General features: G+C 51.4%; 28 protein-coding genes. 17 read left to right on the top strand and 11 right to left on the bottom strand.

Going from position 1 to position 25,079, the window contains the following annotated elements; genetic code table 11:
* Window positions 1–52: 52 nt before the first annotated feature.
* Window positions 53–427 (bottom strand): DNA topoisomerase IV, encoded by a 375-nt coding sequence (locus NG653_RS01930; RefSeq protein ID WP_252739969.1) that lies wholly within the window; start codon window positions 425–427, stop codon window positions 53–55.
* Between the two features lie 24 nt (window positions 428–451).
* Window positions 452–835 carry a helix-turn-helix domain-containing protein gene (locus tag NG653_RS01925; protein WP_252739968.1) on the bottom strand — a complete coding sequence of 128 codons (384 nt, stop codon included), beginning with the start codon at window positions 833–835 and terminating at the stop codon, window positions 452–454.
* A 246-nt stretch (window positions 836–1,081) separates the two neighbouring features.
* Here NG653_RS01925 and NG653_RS01920 point away from each other — a divergent pair, with 246 nt between their 5' ends.
* The 3 genes from NG653_RS01920 to NG653_RS01910 all read left to right on the top strand — a co-directional run bounded on the left by NG653_RS01920 (window position 1,082) and on the right by NG653_RS01910 (window position 3,312).
* Window positions 1,082–2,188, top strand: coding sequence for a M14 family zinc carboxypeptidase (locus NG653_RS01920; protein ID WP_252739967.1), 1,107 nt, complete (start codon window positions 1,082–1,084; stop codon window positions 2,186–2,188).
* Window positions 2,189–2,273: 85 nt separating this feature from the next.
* Window positions 2,274–2,753 (top strand): Lrp/AsnC family transcriptional regulator, encoded by a 480-nt coding sequence (locus NG653_RS01915; RefSeq protein ID WP_252739966.1) that lies wholly within the window; start codon window positions 2,274–2,276, stop codon window positions 2,751–2,753.
* Window positions 2,754–2,778: 25 nt separating this feature from the next.
* A complete protein-coding gene (locus NG653_RS01910) occupies window positions 2,779–3,312 on the top strand; it encodes a DinB family protein (protein WP_252739965.1) in 534 nt (177 codons plus the stop codon).
* On the opposite strand, the gene NG653_RS01905 is transcribed toward NG653_RS01910, so the two are convergent.
* Entirely contained in the window at window positions 3,309–3,629 is a 321-nt protein-coding gene (locus NG653_RS01905) for a hypothetical protein (protein ID WP_252739964.1), read from the bottom strand. The genes NG653_RS01910 and NG653_RS01905 overlap by 4 nt on opposite strands.
* 114 nt (window positions 3,630–3,743) lie before the next feature.
* Window positions 3,744–4,805 (bottom strand): 3-dehydroquinate synthase, encoded by a 1,062-nt coding sequence (gene aroB, locus NG653_RS01900; RefSeq protein WP_252739963.1) that lies wholly within the window; start codon window positions 4,803–4,805, stop codon window positions 3,744–3,746.
* Between the two features lie 93 nt (window positions 4,806–4,898).
* Here aroB and NG653_RS01895 point away from each other — a divergent pair, with 93 nt between their 5' ends.
* Window positions 4,899–6,065: a proline dehydrogenase family protein gene (locus NG653_RS01895; protein WP_252739962.1), complete on the top strand. Its 1,167-nt coding sequence runs from the start codon at window positions 4,899–4,901 to the stop codon at window positions 6,063–6,065.
* Between the two features lie 9 nt (window positions 6,066–6,074).
* Here the strand turns inward: NG653_RS01895 and NG653_RS01890 are convergent, their stop codons facing one another.
* From NG653_RS01890 to tsaE, 5 genes are all read right to left on the bottom strand, one after another.
* Window positions 6,075–6,449 carry a DUF4258 domain-containing protein gene (locus NG653_RS01890; protein ID WP_252739961.1) on the bottom strand — a complete coding sequence of 125 codons (375 nt, stop codon included), beginning with the start codon at window positions 6,447–6,449 and terminating at the stop codon, window positions 6,075–6,077.
* Between the two features lie 2 nt (window positions 6,450–6,451).
* Complete coding sequence (locus tag NG653_RS01885) at window positions 6,452–7,648, bottom strand: alanine dehydrogenase (protein WP_252739960.1); 1,197 nt, start codon at window positions 7,646–7,648, stop codon at window positions 6,452–6,454.
* Window positions 7,649–7,745: 97 nt separating this feature from the next.
* Entirely contained in the window at window positions 7,746–8,096 is a 351-nt protein-coding gene (locus NG653_RS01880) for a hypothetical protein (RefSeq protein ID WP_252739959.1), read from the bottom strand.
* A gap of 406 nt (window positions 8,097–8,502) precedes the next feature.
* Window positions 8,503–8,760, bottom strand: a complete 258-nt coding sequence (locus NG653_RS01875) for a hypothetical protein (RefSeq protein ID WP_252739958.1) — start codon at window positions 8,758–8,760, stop codon at window positions 8,503–8,505.
* 186 nt (window positions 8,761–8,946) lie between these two features.
* The gene (tsaE, locus tag NG653_RS01870; protein WP_252739957.1) at window positions 8,947–9,372 is read right to left on the bottom strand and encodes a tRNA (adenosine(37)-N6)-threonylcarbamoyltransferase complex ATPase subunit type 1 TsaE; all 426 of its coding nucleotides are present in this window, start codon (window positions 9,370–9,372) and stop codon (window positions 8,947–8,949) included.
* An 87-nt stretch (window positions 9,373–9,459) separates the two neighbouring features.
* Here tsaE and NG653_RS01865 point away from each other — a divergent pair, with 87 nt between their 5' ends.
* The gene (locus NG653_RS01865) at window positions 9,460–10,602 is read left to right on the top strand and encodes a hypothetical protein (protein WP_252739956.1); all 1,143 of its coding nucleotides are present in this window, start codon (window positions 9,460–9,462) and stop codon (window positions 10,600–10,602) included.
* Between the two features lie 71 nt (window positions 10,603–10,673).
* Here the strand turns inward: NG653_RS01865 and NG653_RS01860 are convergent, their stop codons facing one another.
* Window positions 10,674–11,030, bottom strand: a complete 357-nt coding sequence (locus NG653_RS01860) for a hypothetical protein (RefSeq protein ID WP_252739955.1) — start codon at window positions 11,028–11,030, stop codon at window positions 10,674–10,676.
* A 210-nt stretch (window positions 11,031–11,240) separates the two neighbouring features.
* Between NG653_RS01860 and NG653_RS01855 the strand changes: the two genes are divergently transcribed.
* Entirely contained in the window at window positions 11,241–11,561 is a 321-nt protein-coding gene (locus NG653_RS01855; protein WP_252739954.1) for a DNA-binding protein, read from the top strand.
* A gap of 12 nt (window positions 11,562–11,573) precedes the next feature.
* Here the strand turns inward: NG653_RS01855 and porX are convergent, their stop codons facing one another.
* Window positions 11,574–13,118: a T9SS response regulator signal transducer PorX gene (gene porX / locus NG653_RS01850; RefSeq protein ID WP_252739953.1), complete on the bottom strand. Its 1,545-nt coding sequence runs from the start codon at window positions 13,116–13,118 to the stop codon at window positions 11,574–11,576.
* Window positions 13,119–13,224: 106 nt separating this feature from the next.
* Between porX and NG653_RS01845 the strand changes: the two genes are divergently transcribed.
* From NG653_RS01845 to hisG, 11 genes are all read left to right on the top strand, one after another.
* Window positions 13,225–14,454: an HD domain-containing protein gene (locus NG653_RS01845; protein ID WP_252739952.1), complete on the top strand. Its 1,230-nt coding sequence runs from the start codon at window positions 13,225–13,227 to the stop codon at window positions 14,452–14,454.
* Window positions 14,455–14,502: 48 nt separating this feature from the next.
* A complete protein-coding gene (gene lpxD / locus NG653_RS01840) occupies window positions 14,503–15,525 on the top strand; it encodes a UDP-3-O-(3-hydroxymyristoyl)glucosamine N-acyltransferase (RefSeq protein ID WP_252739951.1) in 1,023 nt (340 codons plus the stop codon).
* Window positions 15,526–15,531: 6 nt separating this feature from the next.
* The gene (locus NG653_RS01835) at window positions 15,532–16,926 is read left to right on the top strand and encodes a bifunctional UDP-3-O-[3-hydroxymyristoyl] N-acetylglucosamine deacetylase/3-hydroxyacyl-ACP dehydratase (RefSeq protein ID WP_252739950.1); all 1,395 of its coding nucleotides are present in this window, start codon (window positions 15,532–15,534) and stop codon (window positions 16,924–16,926) included.
* Window position 16,927: 1 nt separating this feature from the next.
* On the top strand, window positions 16,928–17,713 hold the full coding sequence (gene lpxA / locus NG653_RS01830; RefSeq protein WP_252739949.1) for an acyl-ACP--UDP-N-acetylglucosamine O-acyltransferase: 786 nt from the start codon (window positions 16,928–16,930) through the stop codon (window positions 17,711–17,713).
* Between the two features lie 3 nt (window positions 17,714–17,716).
* Window positions 17,717–18,283 (top strand): elongation factor P, encoded by a 567-nt coding sequence (gene efp, locus NG653_RS01825; protein WP_252739948.1) that lies wholly within the window; start codon window positions 17,717–17,719, stop codon window positions 18,281–18,283.
* 9 nt (window positions 18,284–18,292) lie between these two features.
* Entirely contained in the window at window positions 18,293–19,228 is a 936-nt protein-coding gene (locus tag NG653_RS01820) for a UDP-3-O-(3-hydroxymyristoyl)glucosamine N-acyltransferase (protein ID WP_252739947.1), read from the top strand.
* A gap of 60 nt (window positions 19,229–19,288) precedes the next feature.
* Complete coding sequence (gene sucD / locus NG653_RS01815) at window positions 19,289–20,161, top strand: succinate--CoA ligase subunit alpha (protein WP_252739946.1); 873 nt, start codon at window positions 19,289–19,291, stop codon at window positions 20,159–20,161.
* A gap of 105 nt (window positions 20,162–20,266) precedes the next feature.
* Entirely contained in the window at window positions 20,267–21,013 is a 747-nt protein-coding gene (gene fabG, locus NG653_RS01810; RefSeq protein ID WP_252739945.1) for a 3-oxoacyl-[acyl-carrier-protein] reductase, read from the top strand.
* A 156-nt stretch (window positions 21,014–21,169) separates the two neighbouring features.
* The gene (locus NG653_RS01805) at window positions 21,170–23,197 is read left to right on the top strand and encodes a vWA domain-containing protein (RefSeq protein WP_252739944.1); all 2,028 of its coding nucleotides are present in this window, start codon (window positions 21,170–21,172) and stop codon (window positions 23,195–23,197) included.
* 14 nt (window positions 23,198–23,211) lie between these two features.
* Window positions 23,212–24,027: a prohibitin family protein gene (locus tag NG653_RS01800; RefSeq protein ID WP_252739943.1), complete on the top strand. Its 816-nt coding sequence runs from the start codon at window positions 23,212–23,214 to the stop codon at window positions 24,025–24,027.
* A gap of 193 nt (window positions 24,028–24,220) precedes the next feature.
* Entirely contained in the window at window positions 24,221–25,078 is an 858-nt protein-coding gene (gene hisG, locus NG653_RS01795) for an ATP phosphoribosyltransferase (RefSeq protein WP_252739942.1), read from the top strand.
* Window position 25,079: the final 1 nt, after the last annotated feature.

Genomic DNA, 25,079 nt, shown 5'->3' with positions numbered 1-25,079 from the left:
GAACCTAAGGGGCATAAGCGAGCCTTCGTGCAACTAATTATCTTTTCCCGGGCTACTCCACCTTGTAAGCCGTACCCCGCGAACCGTTGGAGGTTCCCACGAGCTTGTATTCGAAGGTGTATGAATCCTCAGAAGTGGATAGGATCTTCATGTGGATGGGTTTTTCCTCACCCCTGTTCTTGGGGTTGAGGTTGGTCACGATATATTCGCAGTCGTTGATCCAACGGACAGAGGCAGAGTCCTTCTGGCCTTTGTATTCAGAGATTTCCAGGTTTTGGGTGCGGGTAAACACCGTGGTTTCTTCCTGGCCGTCCACCGTGGCCGTAAAGCGGAAGGTGCCCTGTTGAAAGCGCCCGCATTCGCGGGAGGGGGGCTCCTGACATGACAGGGCCAGGGTAAGAAGGCCGGTAAGCAGAACGTTTCTCATGATGCAAAGATACGATACAGGAGGTTATTTCCTGGTCGCAGGGCCCGAGGGAAAGTATTCCCGGAACCGCCCGTTTTTGTAGAAAACCACAATCTTTTCGATTTCACTTTTGTCCGGGCCCGGGCCCGGGGCAGCAGGGGGTTGTTCGGCAGCACTTCTTTCCCCGGCCTGGGAATCCCCTTCGTGGGGGAAATGGCCCACTCCTTCCAGGAGCCAGTTAAGGGTTACTTCCGGAAACCGTTCCACGACCTTTAAAACGAAGTCCAGGCTCGGCTTGTTTCGGCCACTGAGCAGATGGGATATACTGGACCGTTGTACCCCGATGGCATCTGCCAGGGCCGCCGCGCTGAGGTCGTAATGGGAGCGGATTTGCTCGAGCCGTTGCTTGAATTCCTCAATGTTTACCATAATAACAATTCGGCGCGGGGCTTACCAGGAAATTCCAGGGCCTCACTCCCTGGTTTTGAGTATTAAAATGAAATGTATTATTTATATAAGAAATATTAAATATTTGAAAAACAAATGTTTAAAACATAAATAACACATTCTGTATACAATTGTAAAATTAACCAAAATACAGTGGGAATACAAGTTACATATGTAATATTATTTGATACATCTGTAACGCCAAAGCGCCTTACCTTTGTGTGGATTATGGAAGGTTTGCACCCATACCAGAAGATTAAAGTACAGGAGATCACCGGTAGGTACCTGCCCTACCGGACGGTCCTGGAATTCCTCTCGGCCGGTTTCCCCGGCCCGCAAAAAGTGCACTTGGGCGCTTCGGTAAACGGACAACCGCTGTATGGTGTCCGCCTGGGCAGGGGGGCTATCCGGGTCTTATTATGGTCCCAAATGCACGGGAATGAAACAACGACCACCCGGGCCGTGCTGGACCTTTTGCGTTGGTTGGGCAAAGGGGAGGAAGAAGGCGCTTCCCTGCTGGATGCCCTGCAACTGTTCTTTATCCCGGTTTTGAATCCGGATGGGGCTGGGGCCTACACCCGTTTTAACGCCAATCAGGTCGACCTAAACCGGGATGCCCAATCCCAAAGCCAGCCCGAAAGCCGGATCCTCAGGCAGGTGTATGAGGATTTTACCCCTCATTATTGCTTCAATCTCCACGACCAGCGCACCATCTTTGGGGTGGGGCAGAACCCTGTGCCGGCCACCCTTTCCTTTTTGGCCCCTGCGGCCAGTGAGCAGCGCGATTTTACCCCGGGCCGCCATAAGGCAGCCCGGCTTATTGGCCGGATTGCCGGAGCGCTGGGCCATGGGATAGGGGTTGGCCGGTATGACGATACGTTTAATCCAAATTGCGTAGGGGATTATTTCCAGGCCCGGGGGACCCCGACCCTGCTATTTGAGGCAGGGCATTTCCCCGGCGACTACGAGCGTGAAATTACCCGATACCATGTCTTCCGCGCCCTTCAGATTGCCCTTTTGGCTATCCGCGACAAAACGCATGAGGGGCTATCCCTGGAGCCCTATCTCGGGATCCCGGAAAACCGGGAGTGCTTTGTGGATGTGCTGGTCCGCAACGCACATGCCCTGGGCAAGGGGCAGCCAAAGGGTTCCCTTCTTGGGGTTCAATACGAAGAGGTCTTGCAGGACAATCGTATCCGTTTTGTCCCGCGATGCCTGCCCCCCGGGCAACTGGCTTCCAAATGGGGCCATCGCCAGTTCGATGCGGAAAACCCGGAGGACTTCAGCGCCCTGAAAGCGGATGCGGCCTTGTATGCCATACTGCAGGGGAAATGAGGCCTTGTTGCGAATTATTCAAAAATTTTAGGATTTCGTTACACAATATTTCTTAATAGTTTATTTTTGTCTAAAAAATATGGAAATGGCCAAAGTAAAGCTGGACGAAATCGATCACCAGATCCTCGACATGCTTATCGATAACACCAGGACGCCCTTCACGGATATCGCCAAGAAACTCCTGATATCTGCGGGAACGGTCCATGTTCGCGTAAAGAAAATGGAGGAAGCGGGAATCATCAAGGGCAGCTCCCTGACGCTTGACTATGTAAAACTGGGATATTCCTTCATCGCTTATGTCGGCATATTCCTGGAAAAGACCCACCAGACTAAATTTGTCCTGGAGCGGCTTGCGGAAATCCCCTATGTTACAGTGGCCCATATTACCACGGGCAAGTTTAATATCTTTTGTAAGATACGGGCCAAGGATACCACCCATGCCAAGAACATCATCTTCCAGATTGATGACATCGACGGCATTAGCCGTACGGAAACCATGATTTCCCTGGAAGAAAGCATCAACGACAAAAAGCGGTTGATGCACACAATATTTAACGAACTCTGAGGGTGGCCCCGGCCCCTGATCTTTTATGACCCGATTCGACCTGCAGCCTGAAGACTGCCCGCCGTACTACCGACCCTACATCGACCTGTTGGGCGAAGAGGAACTAACCGTGCTTTTGGAGCGTCAGATGGGGAATTTTCCCGAATTCATCAGGAGCATCCCCGAAGATTTGTGGCATTACCGGTATGCGGAAGGGAAATGGACGGTTTCGGAAGTCCTGGTGCATGTGCTGGATACCGAAAGGGTGTTCCAGTACAGGGCGCTGCGGTTTGGCAGGCACGATGCTACCCCGCTGCCCGGATTTGACCAGGATGCCTATGTTCCCATGAGCCTGGCTATGGAACGGACGCCCGACGATTTGGTGGAGGAGTATCTGGCGATAAGGAAGTCAACCCTGCTGCTCTTCAGGTCGATGCCGGAAGAACGAATGTTCTGGAAAGGTACAGCCAGTGGGAACCCCATGAGCCTGGGCGCCCTGGGCTTTATCCTCTGCGGCCACCAGAAGCACCACAGGAATATCCTACGCGAACGCTACCTGGGTAGGCAGGGCAAGGGCTAATCTTCCCAGTTAAATTCGCTTTCCAGCGACCCGTTGTACTCTTCTTCGATGTCTTCCAGGGAGGCAACCGGTTTTTCGGTATCTTCCTCCTCTTCCCCCAGGTCTTCGAATGACGCCAGGAAATTGGAAAGGCTCTTGCTGATTTTAACCAGGTAAAGGGCTTCCATGGTTTGCAGTTCCACAGCTTCCACCCATTCCCCCCGGGCATTTTTAAAGGCGATGATATCCTCATCTCCATAACCTTCCGGATACTTTGCCAAAAGGAGTTCAGCCAGTTCAGGGGTCAGCTTTTTGTGGTCGATGATGATTCTTTTCATAACGGTTTGGTTTGGCGGGGACAGGAATTCCCAAATCCCTATCCGAATCTAAAAATTTTCCCAAACCGCTGGGCAAAAGAGTTGTGAAGGCGTAACTTCTTGTGGGTGAATCCCCTAATCGGCGTAGTATTCGAAGGCTCCCCTGAGGGACTCCCGGGTCACCTCCTGGTGGGTACAGGCCTTGCCAATGCGCTGTAACAGGGCAAAGCGCACGGAGCCCGCGGAATTCTTTTTATCAAACCGGAGCAGCTCCAAAATGGCTTCCCTATCGGCCTCAGGAAAGGGTACCCTTGGGAAAAAGCGGAGCATTACCGATTTTATTTCATCGCATTCGGATGTGGAAAGCCCTGCGTGCTGTACCGACAGGTACGATTCCATAACCATCCCCGCGGCTATGGCTTCCCCGTGAAGCAGGGAAAGCCCTTCGCCTTTTCCCAGGTAAAAGGATTCTATGGCGTGCCCGAGGGTGTGGCCGAAGTTCAGGATTTTCCTCAGGCCGCTTTCCCTGGGATCTTCGAGGACCACGTTGTTTTTCAGGATCACGCTGGTATGGATGTGCTCCTGCAGGCTTCGGAAATTTGTGGTGTTTTTCAGGGCATCCCAATAGGGCTTCTCAAGGATTAACCCGTGTTTGAGCATTTCGGCAAACCCGCTGCGCAGTTGCCGCTCTTCCAGGGTGTTCAGATAGCCGCTGTCAATCAGTACAAGTTCGGGGTCCTGGATAACCCCTATCTGGTTTTTCAGAAGGCCCAGGTCGACCCCGGTTTTGCCCCCTACGGAGGCGTCAACCATAGACAGGAGGGTTGTTGGGATATTTACAAAGGCAATTCCCCGCTGGTAGGTCGAGGCTACAAAGCCCCCGAGGTCAGTAACCACCCCGCCTCCCAGGTTGACCAGGAGGCTTTGCCGGTCGGCCCCCTTCCCGGAGAGCTGTTGCCAAAGGGTAAGGCAGGTAGTGATATTCTTGTGGGCTTCCCCCGCGGGAATTTCCAGGATTGTCCACTTTCCGGCCTCGGGGAATTGCGCACCAAATACCGGCAGGCAGTGGACCCGGGTATTGGAATCGGTAAGGACAAAGATGCTTGAAAACCGCTGCCCGGCAAGGAAGTCGCGAAAAAGCAGACGACCGTTTTCCCCGAAAGCGATACGGCTTGAGCCGCTGAGTATAGATTCCATTTTCCCGTTTTTCCTTAGGCAAAGTAACCGAAAATTTTTCTTTCAGGATTTTTCGCCCAGCAACTATCTTTGTGCATACTTTACCTAACCTGGATGGAACGGATTTTCGAAGATACGGCAACGGCTTTTGCATTAAAGTCTGATGCCGAACTGGAACGGGCGTATTTCCTGTTTAAGCTTATCTCTATTGAACCCCTTGTAAAAATCGGTACCAGCGTCACCAATTTTGCAATCAAGGCAAGGCTGCCCGTGGAAGGCATTATCCGTACCACGGTATTCGACCATTTCTGCGGAGGGGTAAGCGAGAAAGATTGCATGCCAGTGGTGGAGCGGATGTGGGAAAAGGGGGTAAGCACCATCCTGGATTATTCGGTGGAAGGAAAAGAAACGGAAGACCCCCTGGACGATGCCCTGGCAAAAACCCTTGAGATTCTGGAATTCGTCAAAAAAAAGGAGGCCATCCCGTTTGCCGTATTCAAGCCCACCGGATACGGGAGGTTGGCCTTATACGAAAAAAAGGGAAGCGGTTCCCCGCTGACTCCTGCCGAGGAAGCCGAATGGCAACGGGTGGTCGGAAGGTTTGAAAAGACCTGCCAGAAGGCCTATGACCTGAATGTACCCCTGCTTATCGATGCGGAGGAAAGCTGGATGCAGGATGCCGCCGATGCCCTTGTGGAAGAAATGATGCGGGCCTATAACAAAAAGTCCCCCATCGTGTTCAATACCCTCCAAATGTACCGATGGGACCGGATGGATTACCTCAAAGGGCTCCATGAGCGGGCTGCGAGGGACTCCTTTAAAATCGGGATCAAATTTGTTCGGGGCGCCTATCTGGAAAAAGAGAATGAAAGGGCGGTGGAAAAGGGTTACCCGACCCCCATGTGTGGTTCCAAAAGGGAAACAGACGACCAGTTTGATGCGGCAGTGACATACAGCCTCGACCACCTCGACGATATTGCCGTTTATGCGGGTACACACAATGAACAGAGCTGTTACCGCCTGATGGAACAAATGGAACAAAGGCAAATTCCAAGGAATGATCCGCGGGTATGGTTTGGCCAACTCTACGGTATGAGCGACCACATCAGTTTCAACCTGGGCATTGCCGGATACAATGTGTCGAAGTACCTGCCCTTTGGGCCCGTTCGCGATGTAATGCCCTATCTGATCCGCAGGGCGGAGGAAAATACCTCTGTGGCAGGGCAAACCAACCGGGAACTTGAGCTGCTCAAAAGGGAAAGGGAACGCAGGCGCCTTTGAATAAAAGGCTTACTTCTGTCCTTCCCGGTAATCGGTAAGCACGGTTTGTGATTCGCAATTCTTAAGGGTTACCACCAGGGTCTTTCCACCCCTGCTGGCCGAAACCCGGTATATTTTGCAAGGGGTTGCCCGGGTATCGCTTTGGCCGAAATCCACTTTCCCTTCCTTTAAAAGGTATTGCAAAAACAGGCTGTCCGTCGCTACGGACAGGGTTGAATCGACCAGGAGGGGTTTGGATCGCAGTTCTTTCAATACCCGGCAATTGGGGAGGTAACAGAATTCAGTACCGGTTTCCTCGGTTTTTTTCCTAAGGAATATCGCCAGGAAGATGAGTCCGAGGGAAAGCCCGATAAGGAAATAGCCAAGGCGCTTTAAAAAGGGCATACTCAGAAAATCAGGAAATTGATGTCGCTGTATTTCATGGAGAACCATTCTCCAACTGTGCGGTTGGTCAGGATCCCGTGATACATATAAAGCCCGTTCCTAAGGCCTTTGTCGAAACGCAGGGAATTTTCCAACCCCCCGTCTTCCCCGATTTTGAGCAGGTAGGGGGTAAACATATTGCTTATTGAAATAGTGGAGGTTTTCGGATACCTCGCAGGGATATTCGGCACGGCGTAATGGATAACCCCGTATTTCTCGTATGTGGGATGGTCGTGCGTGGTGACCTCGCTGGTTTCGAAGCACCCGCCGATATCGATACTGACATCGATGATGACCGAACCTTTCTTCATCTGTTCCACCATAGTCCGCGATACCAGAACCGGAGCCCTGTCTTTGCCCCTGACGGCTGCAATGGCAACATCACACCGCTTCAGGGCTTTCAGCAGGTTTTTGGGCTGGAGGGTGGAGGTGTACAGCGTCCGGTTCACGTTTCGCTGCAAGTTCCGTAGCTTGGTCAGGGAATTGTCGAAGAGTTTTACATTGGCACCCAACCCGAGGGCAGACCGGGTGGCAAATTCCCCCACGGTGCCCGCCCCAAGGATGACCACCTCCACCGGGGGCACCCCGCTGATATTTCCGAACATCAGGCCGTTCCCTTCCCTGGCCGCCATGATTTCCGCTGCGATAAGCACCGAAGAAATGCCGGCGATCTCACTAAGGGCCCTTACGGCAGGGTATTTGCCCTCATCATCACGGATGTATTCAAAGGCGATAGCGGTAATCCGTTTTTTTGCCAGGCTTTCGAAATAGGCCTTGTTTTGCATTTTTATCTGCAGGGCCGAAATGAGGATGCTTTGAGGGTTCATCATCTCGATTTCCGCCAGGGTAGGGGGCTCCACCTTCAGCAGGATAGGGCAGCCAAAGACTTTTTTGGGGTCGCGGGTAATCGTGGCCCCCGCCTGGGTATATTCGAGGTCTGTAAAGCTGGCCTCGTTTCCGGCCCCGGCCTCCATGAGTACTTTATGCCCATGGGCCGTAATGGCATTTACGGCATCCGGGGTCAGGCAGATCCGCCGCTCCTGGTAAAGGCTTTCTTTGGGAATCCCGATAAAGAGCTCCCCTTTTTGCTTCAGGACTTCTAGTTTTTCTTCCTGGGGGATCAGTTGCTGTTTGCTGAACGGGGAGGAGGGTGAGTTCATGGGCGTATTTCGAAATCAGGGTAAGCCATTGAACTCAAAAGTACAACAAAATCCAAAAACCAAACACCGGTTGCGGATATCGCAGAGCCCCTTTAAATCAGAAGCTCAGGATGCTTTTCATGGCGTGCTGCAGGTTCTGGAAGATTTCGTTCAGGGTCCGTTTGGGGGTTTCGTTGGAAAGGTCCGTTTCCGCATCCGGGATCGGGGTTTCTGCCACCCGAATCCCTATTTTATTCAATTGCTCGCGCTCCTTGTTCTTATAGTATTGAAGCTCCGCGTCCATAGCCTCCAGGTCGATGCCGTGCACGTACTTGTCAAACAATTTCAACCGGATAAAGTACACGAAGGGGATCACCACCATACACACCGGCAATAACCACAACACGTTTTCTGTGTCAATAAATTTATCATCTGAGTAAACCACCTCGAAGATTTGGAAGGCGTACATACAAATCGGAATTAGCAGGATATGGTACCACCAGTGTTTGCAAGTCAGGAACCAAATGATCAGAAGGTATAGAGGAATTATTTTCCCGAGAAGGAACCAAATGTAAATGCTTACATTGGCAAAACCATTGTTTGTGATTTCAAATCCAATGAAACCAATAGATGATTCTTCCGGAATGTATTCGTGAGCTTTAAAAATAAAGGGCGTTACGATTATGAGTAAAATCGCAAGTGATTCCAGGAAGAATCTTCGCTTTGTTTTTTTCTGTTGCTGCCTTTCCATCTGGTATATAAAGGAATAGTTTAATTCTAATAAAGGCAGAACGAAAAAGGGGTCACCTTATTGGATGACCCCTTTAAAAATCGATAAAAATCTGAAAACCTCGATAAATAGTCCTTAAATGAGGTTAATTAGATTTTCTTTTTCCATCAGTTCCCTTAGATATTTTAGTTCTATCTACGGCATCTGTGCCTTTGGTTATTTTAGTTCTATCTACGGCATCTGTGCCTTTGGTTATTTTAGTTCTATCTACGGCATCTGTCCCTTTTGTTATTTTTGTTCTATCCACTCCATTCTCATAAAGGTCTGAATTGTCAGTGGTACAAGACGCAATAAGTAAAACCCCAAAGGTCAGTATACCAAAAAAAACTTTTCTCGTGTTCATCGTATCGGAGGATTAGGATTTGATTATCATTTTCATTCTCAAAAGTAGGAAAATTTAACTCCCACCTCAGGTTATGAAAGTCAAAAATATGGCATTTTGTCGATAAAACCAAACCTTTGATCGAAAAACATGCATTTCATCGATAAAACTGCAATAAAAATTCAGTCTTAACGATACAGTTTTCCCTTACATCCCCAGGTTGACCAGGCGCAGTTTCCGGGATTCGGTCGACAGGGGCTCCAGGAAGATTTCGGTACGCTGCCCGGGCAGCAGGGAGGCGATTCTTTCGGGCCATTCCACGAAAACCCAGCAGTCGGCACCCAGGTATTCTTCTATGCCAAAATCAAGGGCTTCCTCTTCCCCTTCCAGGCGGTAGCAATCGAGGTGGTAGGCCAGTAATCCCCCATCAGGGCCCCGGTATTCGTTCACCAGGCCAAAACTGGGGCTGTTTCCTGTTTCAGCAGCCCCCAGTTTTTTTAGCAGGGCCTTCACCAGGGTGGTTTTACCCGCCCCCATGGGCCCGTGGAGGCAGAGCAAACGGGAAAGGGAATGCGCTAAAATGTAATCTGAAGCCTCAAAAATTTTACTCAGATTATAGATTATATTCGACATTTATTGTATATTAACAATTGATTTATAAACAACTGCAAGTTGTAAAAGCCAATTCGATTTAAAAACCAGTTTTAATAAATGACATAAATGAAAGGGGGTGAGAAAAATAAAGTAAGATCCTGGAAAGAAATATTTTTGATTGATGCCACAATCGCCCTAATTGTTTTAACCTTGCCTTTCCTAATTTTTATTCATTTGCTTTTTGATCCCTTGAGCAAAGAATATATAATCTTAGGTCAAACAATAAATCATGGATTTCCTGACAATCAAGTCTTTATTTGGTATATATTAAATTCCATAATTGCGTTTGCTTACTTGATTTTGCTGTTCATTACTTCTTATGGCAAATGGAGATTTTTGCTGTTGCCATGCGCGTGTTATTTTCCTTGCAATCTCATTTCGATGTATGCTGTTCTTGATTCAAATAGTTATTGGGATTACATGTTTTCAATTCCGGGAATTTTTTCAATGCTCATGGTTGTAAGTATCATTCTTCTTTTTGATAATCTTTTCAAAAAGCATATTCTTACTTATTACATCGAAATAACATTCTACCAAATGATTAGGGAAATTGTGTTCTCATGGAATACAAAGCTCAATTACCAAATTAAAAGCTTTATTAAAAAAAAACCTACATTCTCCTTAAGGGAATATTTGATTAGAGCATACTATCTACAAGAAATGGCTGAACAACTAAAAAATGAAGGAAGGGAAGATACTTCAGATTTAAATGTTGTTAAAACTTTAAAAAAGAAAAGTTCAATTTTTTTTACAGTAGTCATTGTTATGACTACCGTATTCTTTTTTCTTGAAGGGTTTCTGCCCAGAAACTCGAAAACGTTAAATATAGGTGGTCTAGTTATTGAAAGCTACGGTTTTGAGGATGTTACGACATTAGTATGGTATACTTCACAAAAAGCTTTTCTTGTAAGTGCTTTAATCATCTGGTTTATAACCTCCCCCTATTGGTGGCGATGGGCCATCCTGTCGCCCCTGATTTTTTACACGTATCAGTTTTGGGAAGCCTTCCAGCCGGAAACTCAAATTGAGAGTGCCGGGACGCTGAACGTTTTTCCTTTGGTATTTGCCACGATCACCCTGGTCTTGCTTATTTCAAGGATTGTGCGTACCCACTCCATAACCATGGACTACAAAGCCCTGCTGGAGAGGGAATTGGATCATGGAATAACGGAATTGAGTAACCTGAAGAACCTTTCGCTTAAAAAATAAGGGGTTGAGACACTCTTGCGGTATGCGCACGATACTTTTTGGATGGAAACTGTTTGGGAGAATCGGGGAGGTTAGCCTTCCAGGCTTTTTCCCAGTTCGTGCCTGATCTCGATCAGGAGTTCTTGCCTTTGTTCCTCCTGTCGCTCCCTGATCTTCGCATCTATGATGCGGTCTATTTCCATCCGCTTCCCGTAAGGCAATTTATCAAAATCTGCAAGGTCCTGATTATGCTGTGATTTAAGCATGGGGCCCTCTCCCGTTAGCAGCCAGACCACGTTGAGGTCGGGGTAGGTTTTGAGGATATTTTCAATAACATCACTCCCCACAGAGGCCTTGTTTTTGCTCATCCTCAGGGTATACCCGTTGCTGGCGCCTATGGAGATGTCGAACTGACGGGCACTGAGCCCGGCATGTTTTATGAACTGCATTAGCCGGTCTATTGTTTTTACCATGATATGCTGCTAAGAAGTTGCACAAATATACATTCTTTTTGTGTTCTTAGAAAATATTCTAATTATTTCGCCTGCTAAAAATTAAATATTTCTCTATCATCGCAGTAATATAGAAAAAATACTATATATTGATAACGCAATTTTTGGTCACCTCACTGTTTGCATTAACCACTAAAAATTGTTTTTATGAAAACCATTAAACATGTAGAGCGGCTGCAACAGCTGCACAACCTCATTCAGATGGAATGCACCGGGTCTCCGGGGCAAATTGCCAATCGGTTGCGGATTAGTGAAAGGACGGTTTATTACCTGATCGAGCAACTAAAGGACTACGAAGCTCAGATTGGTTACGATCGCAGCAGGAGGACCTATTTTTATAAGGATGACTTTATCCTCGAAGTAAACTTCTCCATCTGTATCGGCACCCACGACCAGGTTACAGAAATCCTCGAGGGCAGTTACTTCAAGAACAGCACGGGCCGCGTCTTTGACCGGAATTCCTTCTGACCGGGTAAGGCTTCAACGGGGGCTGAGCACTACAAAGGGCACGATCATTTCTTCCATGGAAACTCCGCCGTGCTGGTAGGTGTTTCGGTAGTAGCTCGCGTAGTAGTTATAGTTGTTGGGGTAGGCGAAGAACAGGTCGTTTTTGGCAAATATAAAGGAGCTGCTGACGTGGATGCTCGGCAGGCGAAAAAGCGCCGGCTTTTTGCACTCCAGCACTTCTTTTGCCTCATAGGTGAGGCTTTTGCCGGTTTTGTACCTTAAATTGAGGCTGGTCTCCCGGTCGCCGATCACTTTGGAGGGCTGTTTTACATTAATGGTGCCGTGGTCGGTGGTAATGATCAGTTGAAACCCCATGCCCTGTGCCTCCTGTATGAGGTCGAGCAGGGGGGAATTCCGGAACCAGCTCAGGGTCAGCGACCGGTAAGCCTTGTCATTGGAGGCCAGCTCGCGAATGACTTCCATTTCGGTCTTAGCATGGGAAAGCATATCGACAAAGTTATAGACGACCACCAGCAGGTCATTATCCTTATGGCTTTTGAGTTGCTGTACGAGTTGCCGGCCTTGTTTAAGGCTGCTTATTTTGTGATAGGCCCATTGGATCTTCTTACCCAGGCGCTGGAGTTGTGCCGAAAGGAATTCGGCCTCAAACAGGTTTTTACCCCCTTCATCTGTGTCGTTTTTCCACCATTTCGGGAATTGCTTTTCCATTTCGAGGGGCATCAACCCTGAGAAAATGGCATTGCGGGCATATTGGGTGGCGGTAGGGAGGATACTGAAATAGGCCGATTCTTCCTCTTTTTTGTAAAAGGGGCCCAAAACGTCTTCCAAAGCCATCCACTGGTCGTACCGCAGGTTGTCGATAACCACCAGGAGGGTCTGTTTCTTCTCAAGTACCGGAAGGATTTTTTCGCGAAAGAGGGTATGCGACAAAACCGGGGCGTCCGAAGTCCCAAACCAATCAGGATAATGCTGCTCCACAAATTTTGCAAATTGCTGGTTCGCCTCCGCCTTTTGCGATTCCAGGATCTCGAACATGCTGCTGTCTTCTATGGCTTCCAGTTCCAGTTCCCAGTAAATCAGCTTCCGGTATAGTTCAGCCCAGCCCTGGTGGGTATTCACGGTAGCCAGTTCGAGGGCAATTTTCCTGAACTCCTGCTGGTAATTTGCCGTGGTTTTTTCAGAAACCAGGCGCGAATGATCCAGGTTTTTTTTCAGGCATAGCAGGATCTGGTTCGGATTTACGGGTTTGATCAGGTAATCGGCGATTTTGGAGCCGATGGCCTGCTCCATCAGGGACTCCTCTTCATTCTTGGTGATCATCACCACCGGGAGGGCGGCATTCAGTTGCTTGATTTCGGTCAGGGTTTCCAGCCCGGAAAGGCCGGGCATGTTTTCATCCAGGAAAACAATATCGAAGGATTGCTGCCGCACGGCTTCCAGGGCATCCTGGCCGCTGGGGCAGGTAACAACACTGTAATGGCGTTCTTCAAGGAACATCAGATGCGACCGGAGCAGGTCGATCTCGTCGTCGACCCATAGTATTTGTATGTTCTTCATGGTGTATTTTCAGATTTGGGTACAGGGCAGAAGATCCGCCCGTGGGGGGATATTTGAGGGAATCTGCTCCTAATTTTCTACCTTTGGACGTGCAAATATCATTCCGTTGAAGCGATCTCCCAAGCTTAAGATCTTCAATGATCCAATTTACGGATTTATCAGGATACCCGACAACCTCCTTTTTGACCTGATCGCCCATCCCTATTTTCAGAGGCTTCGGCGGATCTCCCAGATGGGCCTGAGTTACCTGGTATATCCCGGGGCCCACCACACCCGGTTCCACCACGCCCTTGGGGCCATGCACCTGATGCAGATGGCGGTATCCCTTTTGCGACAAAAGCAAATTGAAATAACCCCTGGGGAGGAACAGGGGCTTTTGTGTGCCATCCTGCTTCACGACATAGGCCACGGCCCATTCTCTCATGCCCTTGAAAATGAACTGGTGCAGGGGGTTTCGCATGAGGAGCTGTCCCTGCGGTTTATGGAACAACTCAATACAGAATTCGACGGGGCCCTGGAGGTGGCCATGGAGATCTTCAGGGGTACTTATCCAAAGGCATTCCTGAACCAGCTGGTATCGAGCCAGCTCGACATGGACCGCCTGGATTACCTGAAACGCGACAGCTTTTACACCGGGGTGGCTGAAGGGAACATCAATGCCGAGCGCCTTATCACGATGTTGTCGGTCTACAGGGGAAACCTGGTGGTAGAAGCAAAGGGGATCTACTCAGTCGAAAAGTTTCTGATGGCCCGACGGTTTATGTACTGGCAGGTCTACCTGCACAAAACCGGTCTGGCCGCAGAGCAGTTGCTTATCCGGGTTATCCGCAGGGCCCGCGAGCTCCTCGGTGAGGGACGGCTGGAATGCCAATCGCAGGCCCTGGAGTATTTCCTCAAGCGGAAAGTGCGGGATGAGGCGTTCCCGGCAGGGGACTTACAGCTGTTTGCCAGCCTGGACGACGTGGATATCCTGGCGGCCCTCAAAGGCTGGAGAACAGCCTCCGACCCGGTGCTGGGCAAGCTCTGCGACATGATCCTCGACCGGAGGCTGCCAACTATCAAAATGACGGATGAACCGGTTGGAGAAGAGGTCCTGGCCCGGAAAGTTGAGAAATTCTGCGCGCGAACCGGGATGACCCCCGGGGAGGCTTCGTATTTTGTCTTCGACGGCGAGATCAGCAACAGGGCCTACAACCGTCAGCGCCAGAATATCCTGATCCTGGAACGGAACGGGAAGACGGTGGATGTGGCCGGCAGGTCGGATCCTTTAAGCCTGCAAACCCTTTCGGAACCAGTGACCAGGTTTTATATCTGTTATCCCAAAAAGGGGGTATGACAATTTTTCTTACTTTTGCCCAATCTCAAACCAATTGTAAGCAGCCCCTTGGAATTTACGGCCAGTCAGATCGCGGGTATCCTTGAAGGAGTGGTGGAGGGCAACCCAGAGGTTGCGGTCCACAAATTGTCCAAAATAGAGGAGGGACAGGCCGGGTCGCTTACGTTCCTGGCGAACCCGAAATACACGCATTATATCTATAGCACCGAGGCTTCCATCATCCTGGTGAACCGCGATTTTGTTCCTGAACAACAACTCAGCTCCACCCTGATTAAGGTGGACGACGCGTACAAGGCTTTTTCCAAACTGCTTTCCTATTACAATCAGGTCAAAAACAACAAATCGGGCCTGGAAAACCCCATTTATATTTCTGAAACGGCTACCTATGGGGACAATTTTTACCTCGGCGCCTTTTCGTACCTCGGCAGCAATGTGGAGATCGGCAGCAATGTAAAGATCTATCCGAACGTGTTTATCGGCGACAACGTGAAGATCGGGGATGATACCACTATTTTTGCCGGTGCAAAAATCTATTCAGAGACGGTCATCGGCAAGCACTGCACCATCCACAGCGGGGTAATCCTCGGGGCGGATGGCTTTGGGTTCACCCCTGATGAAAACGGGGAATTCTCCAAGGTACCCCAGACCGGGAACGTAATCCTGGAGGACCACGTGGATGTGGGTGCCGGCACCACCATCGACAGGGCCACCCTGGGTTCCACCATCCTCAGGCGTGGTGTAAAGCTCGATAACCAGATTCAAATCGCACATAATGTGGAAATTGGCGAGCACACGGTTATTGCGGCCCAGACCGGCATCGCGGGCTCAGCGAAAATAGGACGCAATTGTATGATAGGTGGGCAGGTCGGCATTGTAGGACATATCGTCATAGGGGACCGGGTCAAAATCCAGGCCCAGTCTGGCATAGGAAGGAATGTGAAGGACGATGAAGTCCTTCAGGGGTCCCCGGCCCTTGCCTATGGGGACTACAACAAATCATACGTCCATTTTAAAAACCTCCCCAAGTTAGTACAGCGCATAGAAGACCTCGAAAAACCTAAAGGCAACTAAGTTCTGATGACCAAGCAAAAGACCATTGCAAATGAGGTTACCCTGAAGGGGGTAGGGTTGCACACCGGTGAGAACGTGACCATGAAATTCCTCCCGGCACCTGAAAACCATGGATTTGCATTCAAAAGGGTGGACCTGGAAGGGGAACCCATCATCGAGGCCGACGCCAATTATGTGGTCAATACCCAGCGGGGGACCAACCTGGAAAAAAGGGGGGTCAAAATCCAGACTTCCGAGCACGTACTGGCAGCCCTGATCGGGATGGACCTCGACAATGTGATGATTGAACTGGATGCCCCGGAGCCCCCGATCATGGATGGTTCCTCGAAGTTTTTTGTCAGGGCACTGGAGCAGGCTGGCATTGTGGAACAGGAGGCGGAACGCGAGGTTTTCGAGGTCATGGATGTGATTACCTACCGCGATGAGGCCACGGGAAGCGATATTACCGTGATCCCATCGGACGAATACCAGATCACCACCATGGTCGATTTCGGGACCAAGGTCCTCGGCACCCAAAATGCCACCCTGGAGCATATTTCCGACTTCAAGACCGAAATAGCAGATGCCCGGACGTTTAGTTTCCTCCATGAACTGGAAATGTTGCTCGAACACGGCCTGATCAAGGGGGGCGACCTTAACAATGCCATTGTTTATGTGGACAAGGAGATCTCCGAAGCCACGATGAAGAAGCTGGAGAAGGCCTTCAACAAGAAGAAGCTCTCAGTGAAACCCAACGGGATCCTCGACAACCTCACCCTGCATTACCCCAATGAGGCAGCCCGCCACAAATTGCTCGATGTTATCGGCGACCTCGCCCTGATCGGCACCCGTATCCGCGGCAAGGTAATTGCCAATAAGCCCGGACACTACGTAAACACACAGTTTGCAAAGAAACTTTCCAAAATCATCAAACTCGAAAAGCGCAACAAGGTCCCGAAATACGATTTGAACCGGGAACCGCTGATGGATGTGACCCAGATCATGACCCGGCTGCCACACCGGCCGCCGTTCCTGCTGGTGGATAAAATTTTGGAATTGTCGGACACCCATGTGGTGGGGGTCAAGAATGTCACCATGAACGAGCCCTTTTTTATCGGGCATTTTCCCGGGGCCCCGGTTATGCCGGGGGTCCTCCAGATTGAAGCCATGGCCCAGACGGGGGGTATTTTGGTCCTCAGCACTGTTCCGGATCCGGAAAACTACCTAACCTACTTTATGAAGATTGACAATGTGAAGTTCAAGCAACAGGTAGTGCCCGGGGATACCCTAATTTTCAAGTGCGATCTGATCTCCCCCATACGCAGGGGGATATGCCATATGCAGGCCTATGCCTATGCCAACGGGAAGTTGGTATCGGAAGCGGAATTGATGGCCCAGATCGTAAAAACCAAAAACCAGTAACATGAATCAACCCCTGGCCTATGTCCACCCCGGTGCCAAGATCGCCAAAAACGTGGTCATAGAACCGTTTGCGACCATCCATAACAACGTCACTATTGGCGAGGGTACCTGGATTGGCTCCAACGTATCCATAATGGAAGGTGCCCGGATTGGCAAAAACTGCAACATCTTTCCCGGGGCGGTCATTTCGGCCCCACCCCAGGATTTAAAATACCAGGGGGAGGAAACCACCGTGATTATCGGGGACAACACCACCATTAGGGAGTGTGCTACCATCAATAAAGGCACGGCCGATCGCATGAAAACGGTCATTGGCAACAACTGCCTCATTATGGCCTACTGCCATGTCGCCCACGATTGCATTGTAGGGGACCACTGCGTCTTTTCCAATAATTCCACCCTTGCGGGGCATGTGACCATAGGGGACTACGTCGTGCTTGCCGGGATGGTGGCCGTCCACCAGTTTGTATCGGTAGGATCCCATGCTTTTGTAACGGGCGGGTCCCTGGTTCGCAAGGACGTCCCTCCCTTTGTAAAGGGGGCGCGGGAGCCGATGTCGTATGTCGGGATCAATTCTGTGGGCCTTCGACGCAGGGGGTTCTCAACCGAGAAAATCAGGGAGATCCAGAATATATACAGGATACTGTATCAGAAAAACTACAACAACAGCCAGGCTGTGCAGATCATAGAAGCGGAAATGGAGGCTACCCCTGAACGGGATGAAATCCTTCAATTCATAAGGGATTCACAGCGGGGCATCATGAAAGGGTACTTTAGCAATAACTAATTTATGGCCACTACATCAGATATCAGAAAGGGACTTTGCATCCGCTACAACCACGACATTTTTAAAATTATTGAATTCCTGCATGTAAAGCCCGGGAAAGGGCCTGCCTTTGTGCGCACCAAACTGAAGAGCGTTACCACGGGGAAGGTCATCGACAACACGTTTTCCGCAGGGCATAAAATCGAGGATGTCCGGGTCGAAACCCGTACCTATCAGTTCCTGTACCCGGAAGGGGATACCTTCCATTTCATGAATACCGAGGATTATAACCAGATTTCCCTGCCCAAGAGTGCCCTGGATGCCCCGGACCTCCTGAAGGAAGGAGAAATCGTCACCATCCTTTTCAATACAGAAGACAACATGCCCCTTTCGGTGGACATGCCGGCCAGCGTGGTCCTGGAGGTTACCCATACGGAACCCGGGGTCAGGGGAAATACCGCGACAAATGCCACCAAACCGGCCACGGTGGAAACCGGGGCCCGGATTAACGTGCCCCTGTTTATCAATGAAGGGGACCGGATCAAGATTGACACTGAAAAAGGGTCGTATCTGGAACGCGCCAAGGAATAGCCCCAGCGCATGAAATTCAACAGACCCCATACCCTGGCCGAAATCGCCGCCCTTATCGGGGCCGGCACTGAAGGCGATCCCGATTTCCCTGTGCTCGGGATGAACGAGATTCACGTGGTGGAACCGGGTGACATCGTTTTCGTGGATCACCCGAAATACTACGACAAGGCCCTTGGTTCGAGGGCAACGGTAATCCTGATCAACAAAAAGGTGTCCTGTCCGCCGGGCAAGGCCCTGCTCCTCTCTGACGATCCGTTCAGGGATTTTAACCGGCTTACGGAGCATTTCCGGCCATTCCGGCCCGCCCCTTCCCAAATCGACCCGTCGGCTGTTATAGGTGAAGGGACGGTGATTCAGCCCAACGTATTTGTGGGCCGGGAAGTCACCATTGGGAAACATTGCGTGATCCAGCCCAACGTAATTATCCACGACCATTGTGTTTTGGGCGACCACGTGGTGGTGCAGTCCGGAACCGTAGTCGGCTCAGATGCTTTTTACTACAAAAAAAGGCCTGAAGGGTATGACCGCCTCAGGTCCGGGGGGAGGGTTATCCTCGAAGATTATGTGGAGCTGGGAGCCCTTTGTACCATTGACCGCGGGGTAAGCGGGGATACCACCATTGGGAGGGGAAGCAAACTCGACAACCAGGTTCATGTGGGCCACGATACGGTAATCGGGCAGAAGTGCCTTATCGCCTCCCAAACCGGGATTGCCGGCTGCGTCGTCATCGAAGACGAAGTGACCCTTTGGGGGCAGGTCGGGGTAACCAGTGCCATACGGATCGGGAAAGGGGCCGTGGTTTTGGCCCAGACAGGTGTTTCCAAGTCGCTTGAAGGGGGCAGGACCTATTTTGGGAGCCCTGCGGAAGAAGCCAGGGAACGCCTCAAGCAGCTGGCTGCCCTCAGGCAGTTGTCATCCATGGCCACACGGAACAAAAAACTATGACAAATCGCTGGGCAGGTTTTCTGCTATGGCCTATTTTTGTCGCAACCAAAAACCACGCGCATGAGTGTTTTAGTAAATAAGAACTCTAAAATCATCGTCCAGGGCTTTACAGGGAGCGAAGGTACTTTCCATGCCGGACAAATGATTGAATACGGGACTGATGTAGTCGGTGGGGTAACCCCTGGTAAAGGCGGGCAGGAGCACCTGGGCAAACCGGTCTTCGATACGGTTTCCGAGGCCGTTTTGCAGACAGGCGCCGATACTTCCATCATCTTTGTACCCCCTGCATTTGCTGCGGATGCCATCATGGAAGCCGCTGAAGCGGGAATTGGGGTCATTATCACCATTACCGAAGGGATCCCGGTGGCGGACATGATTAAAGCCTATGATTACGTAAAGCGCAAAGGGGCCCGGCTTGTTGGCCCCAATTGCCCGGGGGTCATTACCCCGGAAGAAGCCAAGGTCGGGATTATGCCCGGCTTTGTCTTCCGCAAGGGTACCGTTGGGCTGGTTTCCAAATCCGGTACGCTGACCTACGAAGCTGCGGACCAGGTAGTTCGGCAGGGCCTGGGGATCTCAACGGCCATTGGCATCGGGGGCGACCCCATCATTGGGACCACTACCCGGGAGGCGCTGGAGCTGTTGATCCGGGATCCGGAAACCGATTGCGTGGTGATGATCGGGGAAATCGGTGGCCAGCTTGAAGCCGAAGCCGCCAGGTGGTACCGCGACCATGGCTCCAACAAGCCGGTGGTCGGCTTTATTGCAGGGGAGACTGCCCCTGCCGGGCGAACCATGGGCCATGCAGGTGCCATTGTTGGGGGGTCCGACGATACCGCCCAGGCCAAAAAACGCATCATGAGGGAATGCGGGATCCACGTGGTGGACTCGCCGGCCCAGATAGGGATAAAAGTAAAGGAGGTCCTTGCCTGAAAACCGTTAAGGCACTCATAAAATCCCGCCCAGGCGGGTTTTTTTATGGCAGGATTTGTACCTTCAGAAAACCATTTGAAGTCAATCCAACCAAAACCGTTACCTATGAAAATTCTGGATGGTAAAAAAGTGATCGTAACCGGGGCCAGCCGGGGAATCGGAAGGGGAATTGCCCTGGTCCTGGCCGCGCATGGGGCCGATGTGGCATTCACCTACAGCAGCAGTGAAGCCCCTGCCCTGGAACTGGAGAAGGAACTCGCAGGCCTTGGGGTAAAGGGCAAGGCCTATAAAAGTGATGCGTCGATTTACGGGGAGGCCGAGAAACTGGTAGCCAGTGTGCTGGAAGACTTTGGGGGGATCGATGTATTGATCAACAATGCCGGGATTACCAGGGATAACCTCCTGATGCGGATGAGCGAGGAAGATTTCGACCAGGTCATTGCCACGAACCTAAAGTCAGTTTTCAATATGACCAAAGCCGTGCAACGGACCCTTTTAAAGCAGCGCAATGGTTCCATCATCAATATCAGCAGCGTGGTGGGCGTAAAAGGAAATGCCGGGCAGGCGAATTACGCCGCCTCCAAGGCCGGTATGATCGGGTTCACCAAAAGCATCGCCCTGGAGCTGGGCTCGCGCAATATTCGTTGCAACGCCATCGCGCCCGGATTTATAGAAACCGAGATGACCCAAAAGCTGGACGAAAAGACTGTCCAGGGTTGGAGGGATGCCATTCCCCTGAAACGGGGCGGGACCCCGGATGATGTGGCGAATGCCTGCCTCTTTTTCGCCTCCGACCTGTCTTCCTATATCACGGGGCAGGTGCTCAATGTGGACGGAGGCATGTTGACCTGATCCCCGATCTGGTAGTACCCGGGGCCACTGATTTGCATGCCGGCCTGCCGGGTAGTTAAAAACAGCGGCCTTTTGCTTCCCGGGCAATGTCGCCTTCCGGTATAGCCGGGGCTTGGGCCTGCAGGGGAGCAATTTAAAATGGAAAAGAAATAACGGATGGGCCACAAGGAGGTTCTATGGATCGCGCTGGGCATCGCCCTGGCATTTCTTGGGGCAGGCCTGCAGTACTTTTACAGGGCAGGCGCCATGCCGAACCGCTGGCTGCTGGCTTTCCTTCGTTTTCTGGCGCTCTTCGGGGTATTCCTGTTGTTGTTTCCCCTGCAACTGGAGCAAACGGATGCCTATGCTGAAAAACAGCAGCTATTGCTTCTTTTCGACAACAGCCGTTCGGCCGGGAGGGAACCGGCCCGATCTCAGGTTTTGGAAGCAGCCCGCGCATTTTCCGATGATCGCGACCTAAAGGATCGTTTCCAGGTGCAGGCGTTCTCCTTCGGGACTGGCCTGCAGCCCGGGGATAGCCTTGATTTCTCCGAAAAGGGCACGGATATTTCCGGAGCCCTGGAAGCCCTGGCAGGATTGGAGGCCGATCGGAAGGCAACTATTGTGCTGGTCACCGACGGGGTGGAAAACCTTGGAAAGAGCCTGGCAGTCAACCCGGGGTCAGGAGTGCCGGTGTTTCCGGTGATAGTGGGTGATACGGCTACCTATTCCGACCTGCGTATAGACCGTATCAACCTGAACCGTTATGCTTTCCTGGGAAATCAGTTCCCGATTGAGGTCCTGGTCTCGTTCAGGGGGCAGGGTTCCGCGAGCACAGTCCTGCAAATTTTCGACAACGGCGCTCAGATCCACAGGGAAACACTCACCTTCGGGGAAGGTAAAACCTCCCTGCGCACTGCGATCCAGGCCCGGGCAGGGGAAACGGGCCTGCATACCATCCGCGTGGTGCTTTCCCCCCTTGAGGGCGAAAGGAACACCGGGAACAATTCCAAAATGGCAGGGCTCGAAGTGGTGGACGAGACCACGCGGATCAGTCTGGTATCGAGCCACCCCCATCCCGATATTGGGGCCCTTACCCGAACCATTGAGGAGAATAAACAGCGGCAGGTACGTGTGGTAAGCCCCAGGGAGGCCCTTGAAATTGCGGGGGAAACAGACCTGTGGATCCTCTACCAGCCTGATGCCTCTTTTCGCGGGGTTTACTCAGAGCTGGCCCGGGCAAAGGCGCCATTGATAACCATAGCGGGAGACCTGACCGACTGGGGCTTTCTAAACAGGGCGCAGGCTACCGTTCAGTTAGAGGAGCAGGGGCCTTCCGAGGACTTGCTCCCGGCCCCCAACCCTTCTTTCTCCTTATTTGACGTCTCCGAATGGGAGGTCAGCGGATATCCACCCCTTAACGGTTTTTTGGGCGAATACCGGATTGGCCCCGCCCATGAATGGCTCCTGGGGCAACGCGTCAGGGGCGTCAGCCTCGATCAGCCTTTGCTGGCATTGGTAAATGGAAGCGAACCCCGGGAAGCTTTTTTGGCGGGAAGCGGCCTGTGGCGGTGGCGTATGCACGTATTTGCCCGGGACGGAAACTTTCGCGACTTCGATGCCCTCTGGGGCAAGGTATTCCTTTTCCTTACGGCCGGCGCCCAGAATGACCGGTTACGGCTGGAATACCAAAACGTCTACGATGGATTGCAACCTGCAGTGATCCGGGCCCGGTATTTTGATGAAGCCTTCCGGTTCGATCCTGAGGCGACCCTGAACCTGACCCTGAGGGATAGTGCCAACTCCGGGCAACGCACCTACCCGATGTCTTTGGGAAAGGGGTATTTTGAAGCCGACCTCAGCGATCTGCCTACCGGCGCTTATGCGTTCAGCGTTGAAGAAGCGAAAACGGGCGCCCTTAAATCCGGGCAATTCCGCCTGCAGGATTTCGATCTGGAAGGGCAACTGGTAAGCAGCGACCTTCGGGGACTTTCCCGGTTGGCGCAGGGGAGCGGGGGGGCGGTGTACTTTCCTGCTGAACTTAATAGCCTGAAAGATTCCCTCCTGGAATCGGAGCGGTTCCGCCCCGTACAGCGAACCCGTCGAAATATCGTATCTTTGATCGACTTCCGGTGGCTCCTTGCCGCAATTGTTGCCGCATTAAGCGCCGAATGGTTTATCAGGAAATACAACGGACTACTTTAAACGACACTTGACTTATGGACAGATTACCTAAAATTGCGCTTCCAGCAATCATCTTCATCATTTTTGCGGTTATATTGATCAGCAAATCGGCTATTACAATCGGGGCAGGCCAGGCCGGCGTGCTTTACAAGACGTTCGGGGAAGGGGTAGTTACCGATGAACCCCCGATGGGTGAGGGCTTCCACCTGGTAGCCCCATGGAACAAGGTCTATATCTACGAGGTACGCCAACAGGAGGTATATGAAAAAATGAAGGTGCTTTCCAGCAACGGCCTCGACATTTTAATCGACGCCTCGGCCTGGTTCCAACCCAAGTACAGCGACCTGGGCAGGCTGCACCAAGAAAAGAGCGAGCAGTACCAGGAGCGGATCCTGCTCCCGGCCATCCGTTCAGCAGCCCGGTCGGTGGTTGGGCGATATACCCCGGAACAACTGTATTCCAGCAAAAGGGACGCGATCCAGCAGGAAATTTTTGAGGAAACCCGCCGCATCGTCGATGACCAGTATATCCAGCTCAATGAAGTGCTGGTGCGCGATGTTACCCTTCCGGAAACCATCAAGGAGGCCATCGAGCGCAAATTGAAGCAGGAACAGGAATCCCTGGAATACGAATTCCGCCTGGTCAGCGCCGACAAGGAGGCACAACGCCAGCGGATCGAGGCCCAGGGGAAGGCCGATGCAAACCGCATCCTGAGCGCCTCGCTTACTGACAAAATCCTCCAGGACAAGGGGATCGACGCAACCCTGAAACTTTCGCAGTCTCCCAACACCAAAGTGGTTATTGTAGGGGGTGGCGAGTCCGGATTGCCGATTATTTTGGGAAATAATTAAAACCCGCCTGTTTTTGCGGTTACAGATTATTGCCTTAATTTTACGCCTGTCATGAAACAAAACCATTCACACCATCATTTTGCTCCCGACGCTCAGGCGCGGTAGGAATGCTTGTTGTGAACCCACAATACTTCTGAACCCGTTTGAGCGATCAAGCGGGTTTTTTTTATGTCTGAAACACATGATCCAGCGTATGCAAAACATTAAAATTGCCATTCAGAAAAGTGGCCGGCTCAACGAAGATTCCCTAAATATCCTTAAGGACTGCGGGATTTCCATCGATAACGGGACGGACCAGCTAAAAGCTTCTGCCAGGAATTTCCCTATGGAGGTTTTCTACCTTCGCAACGGGGATATCCCGCAATACCTCCGCGACGGGGTGGTCGATATCGCCATAATCGGTGAGAATGTACTGGTCGAAAAGGGAGAAGATATCGAAATGGCCGAAAAGTTGGGCTTTTCCAAATGCCGGGTTTCCCTTGCCGTGCCAAAATCGGCCAGCTACACCTGCATCGAAGACCTGCAGGGGAAGCGCATCGCCACCTCCTATCCCAGGACGGTTCAGCAGTACCTCGATGAAAGGGGAGTCCGGGCCGACCTGCACATCATTACCGGCTCGGTGGAAATCGCGCCCAATATAGGCCTGGCAGACGCCATTTGCGATATCGTTTCCAGCGGTAGCACCCTGTTTAAGAACAACCTCAGGGAGGTGGAGGTCATGCTTCACAGCGAGGCCGTGCTGGCGGTCTCCCCGAAAATTGGGCCCGAACAGCAGGAAATCCTCACCAAACTCCAGTTCCGTTTGCGATCGGTCTTAAAGGCCCGGCAGCATAAGTATGTGCTGATGAACGCCCCCAACGAACGGTTGGATGCCATTATCGAGCTGCTGCCGGGGATGCGCAGCCCAACGGTGCTTCCCCTTGCCGAGCAGGGGTGGAGCTCCATCCACACCGTAATCCCGGGGGATCGTTTCTGGGAAATCCTCGACGAGGTTAAACGGGAGGGGGCCGAGGGCATCCTGGTGTGCCCCATAGAAAAAATGATCTTATGAC

This window comes from Robiginitalea marina (assembly GCF_024006985.1).
GTDB classification, from domain to species: domain Bacteria; phylum Bacteroidota; class Bacteroidia; order Flavobacteriales; family Flavobacteriaceae; genus Robiginitalea; species Robiginitalea marina.
This window is presented reverse-complemented; position numbering and strand designations above follow the sequence as displayed.

What these genes read in the sequence shown, in the direction of transcription:
- NG653_RS01905 (WP_252739964.1), bottom strand. Translation starts at nt 3,629, where the DNA reads ATGAAAAGAATCATCATCGACCACAAAAAGCTGACCCCTGAACTGGCT.
- NG653_RS01875 (WP_252739958.1), bottom strand. Translation starts at nt 8,760, where the DNA reads ATGAACACGAGAAAAGTTTTTTTTGGTATACTGACCTTTGGGGTTTTA.
- efp (WP_252739948.1), top strand. Translation starts at nt 17,717, where the DNA reads ATGGCCACTACATCAGATATCAGAAAGGGACTTTGCATCCGCTACAAC.
- NG653_RS01895 (WP_252739962.1), top strand. Translation starts at nt 4,899, where the DNA reads ATGGAACGGATTTTCGAAGATACGGCAACGGCTTTTGCATTAAAGTCT.
- NG653_RS01835 (WP_252739950.1), top strand. Translation starts at nt 15,532, where the DNA reads ATGACCAAGCAAAAGACCATTGCAAATGAGGTTACCCTGAAGGGGGTA.
- NG653_RS01885 (WP_252739960.1), bottom strand. Translation starts at nt 7,648, where the DNA reads ATGAACTCACCCTCCTCCCCGTTCAGCAAACAGCAACTGATCCCCCAG.
- NG653_RS01890 (WP_252739961.1), bottom strand. Translation starts at nt 6,449, where the DNA reads ATGCCCTTTTTAAAGCGCCTTGGCTATTTCCTTATCGGGCTTTCCCTC.
- sucD (WP_252739946.1), top strand. Translation starts at nt 19,289, where the DNA reads ATGAGTGTTTTAGTAAATAAGAACTCTAAAATCATCGTCCAGGGCTTT.
- NG653_RS01920 (WP_252739967.1), top strand. Translation starts at nt 1,082, where the DNA reads ATGGAAGGTTTGCACCCATACCAGAAGATTAAAGTACAGGAGATCACC.
- NG653_RS01820 (WP_252739947.1), top strand. Translation starts at nt 18,293, where the DNA reads ATGAAATTCAACAGACCCCATACCCTGGCCGAAATCGCCGCCCTTATC.
- tsaE (WP_252739957.1), bottom strand. Translation starts at nt 9,372, where the DNA reads ATGTCGAATATAATCTATAATCTGAGTAAAATTTTTGAGGCTTCAGAT.
- NG653_RS01880 (WP_252739959.1), bottom strand. Translation starts at nt 8,096, where the DNA reads ATGTACGCCTTCCAAATCTTCGAGGTGGTTTACTCAGATGATAAATTT.
- NG653_RS01860 (WP_252739955.1), bottom strand. Translation starts at nt 11,030, where the DNA reads ATGCAGTTCATAAAACATGCCGGGCTCAGTGCCCGTCAGTTCGACATC.
- hisG (WP_252739942.1), top strand. Translation starts at nt 24,221, where the DNA reads ATGCAAAACATTAAAATTGCCATTCAGAAAAGTGGCCGGCTCAACGAA.
- NG653_RS01865 (WP_252739956.1), top strand. Translation starts at nt 9,460, where the DNA reads ATGAAAGGGGGTGAGAAAAATAAAGTAAGATCCTGGAAAGAAATATTT.
- lpxA (WP_252739949.1), top strand. Translation starts at nt 16,928, where the DNA reads ATGAATCAACCCCTGGCCTATGTCCACCCCGGTGCCAAGATCGCCAAA.
- NG653_RS01910 (WP_252739965.1), top strand. Translation starts at nt 2,779, where the DNA reads ATGACCCGATTCGACCTGCAGCCTGAAGACTGCCCGCCGTACTACCGA.
- NG653_RS01925 (WP_252739968.1), bottom strand. Translation starts at nt 835, where the DNA reads ATGGTAAACATTGAGGAATTCAAGCAACGGCTCGAGCAAATCCGCTCC.
- fabG (WP_252739945.1), top strand. Translation starts at nt 20,267, where the DNA reads ATGAAAATTCTGGATGGTAAAAAAGTGATCGTAACCGGGGCCAGCCGG.
- NG653_RS01930 (WP_252739969.1), bottom strand. Translation starts at nt 427, where the DNA reads ATGAGAAACGTTCTGCTTACCGGCCTTCTTACCCTGGCCCTGTCATGT.
- NG653_RS01800 (WP_252739943.1), top strand. Translation starts at nt 23,212, where the DNA reads ATGGACAGATTACCTAAAATTGCGCTTCCAGCAATCATCTTCATCATT.
- NG653_RS01805 (WP_252739944.1), top strand. Translation starts at nt 21,170, where the DNA reads ATGGGCCACAAGGAGGTTCTATGGATCGCGCTGGGCATCGCCCTGGCA.
- NG653_RS01915 (WP_252739966.1), top strand. Translation starts at nt 2,274, where the DNA reads ATGGCCAAAGTAAAGCTGGACGAAATCGATCACCAGATCCTCGACATG.
- porX (WP_252739953.1), bottom strand. Translation starts at nt 13,118, where the DNA reads ATGAAGAACATACAAATACTATGGGTCGACGACGAGATCGACCTGCTC.
- aroB (WP_252739963.1), bottom strand. Translation starts at nt 4,805, where the DNA reads ATGGAATCTATACTCAGCGGCTCAAGCCGTATCGCTTTCGGGGAAAAC.
- NG653_RS01855 (WP_252739954.1), top strand. Translation starts at nt 11,241, where the DNA reads ATGAAAACCATTAAACATGTAGAGCGGCTGCAACAGCTGCACAACCTC.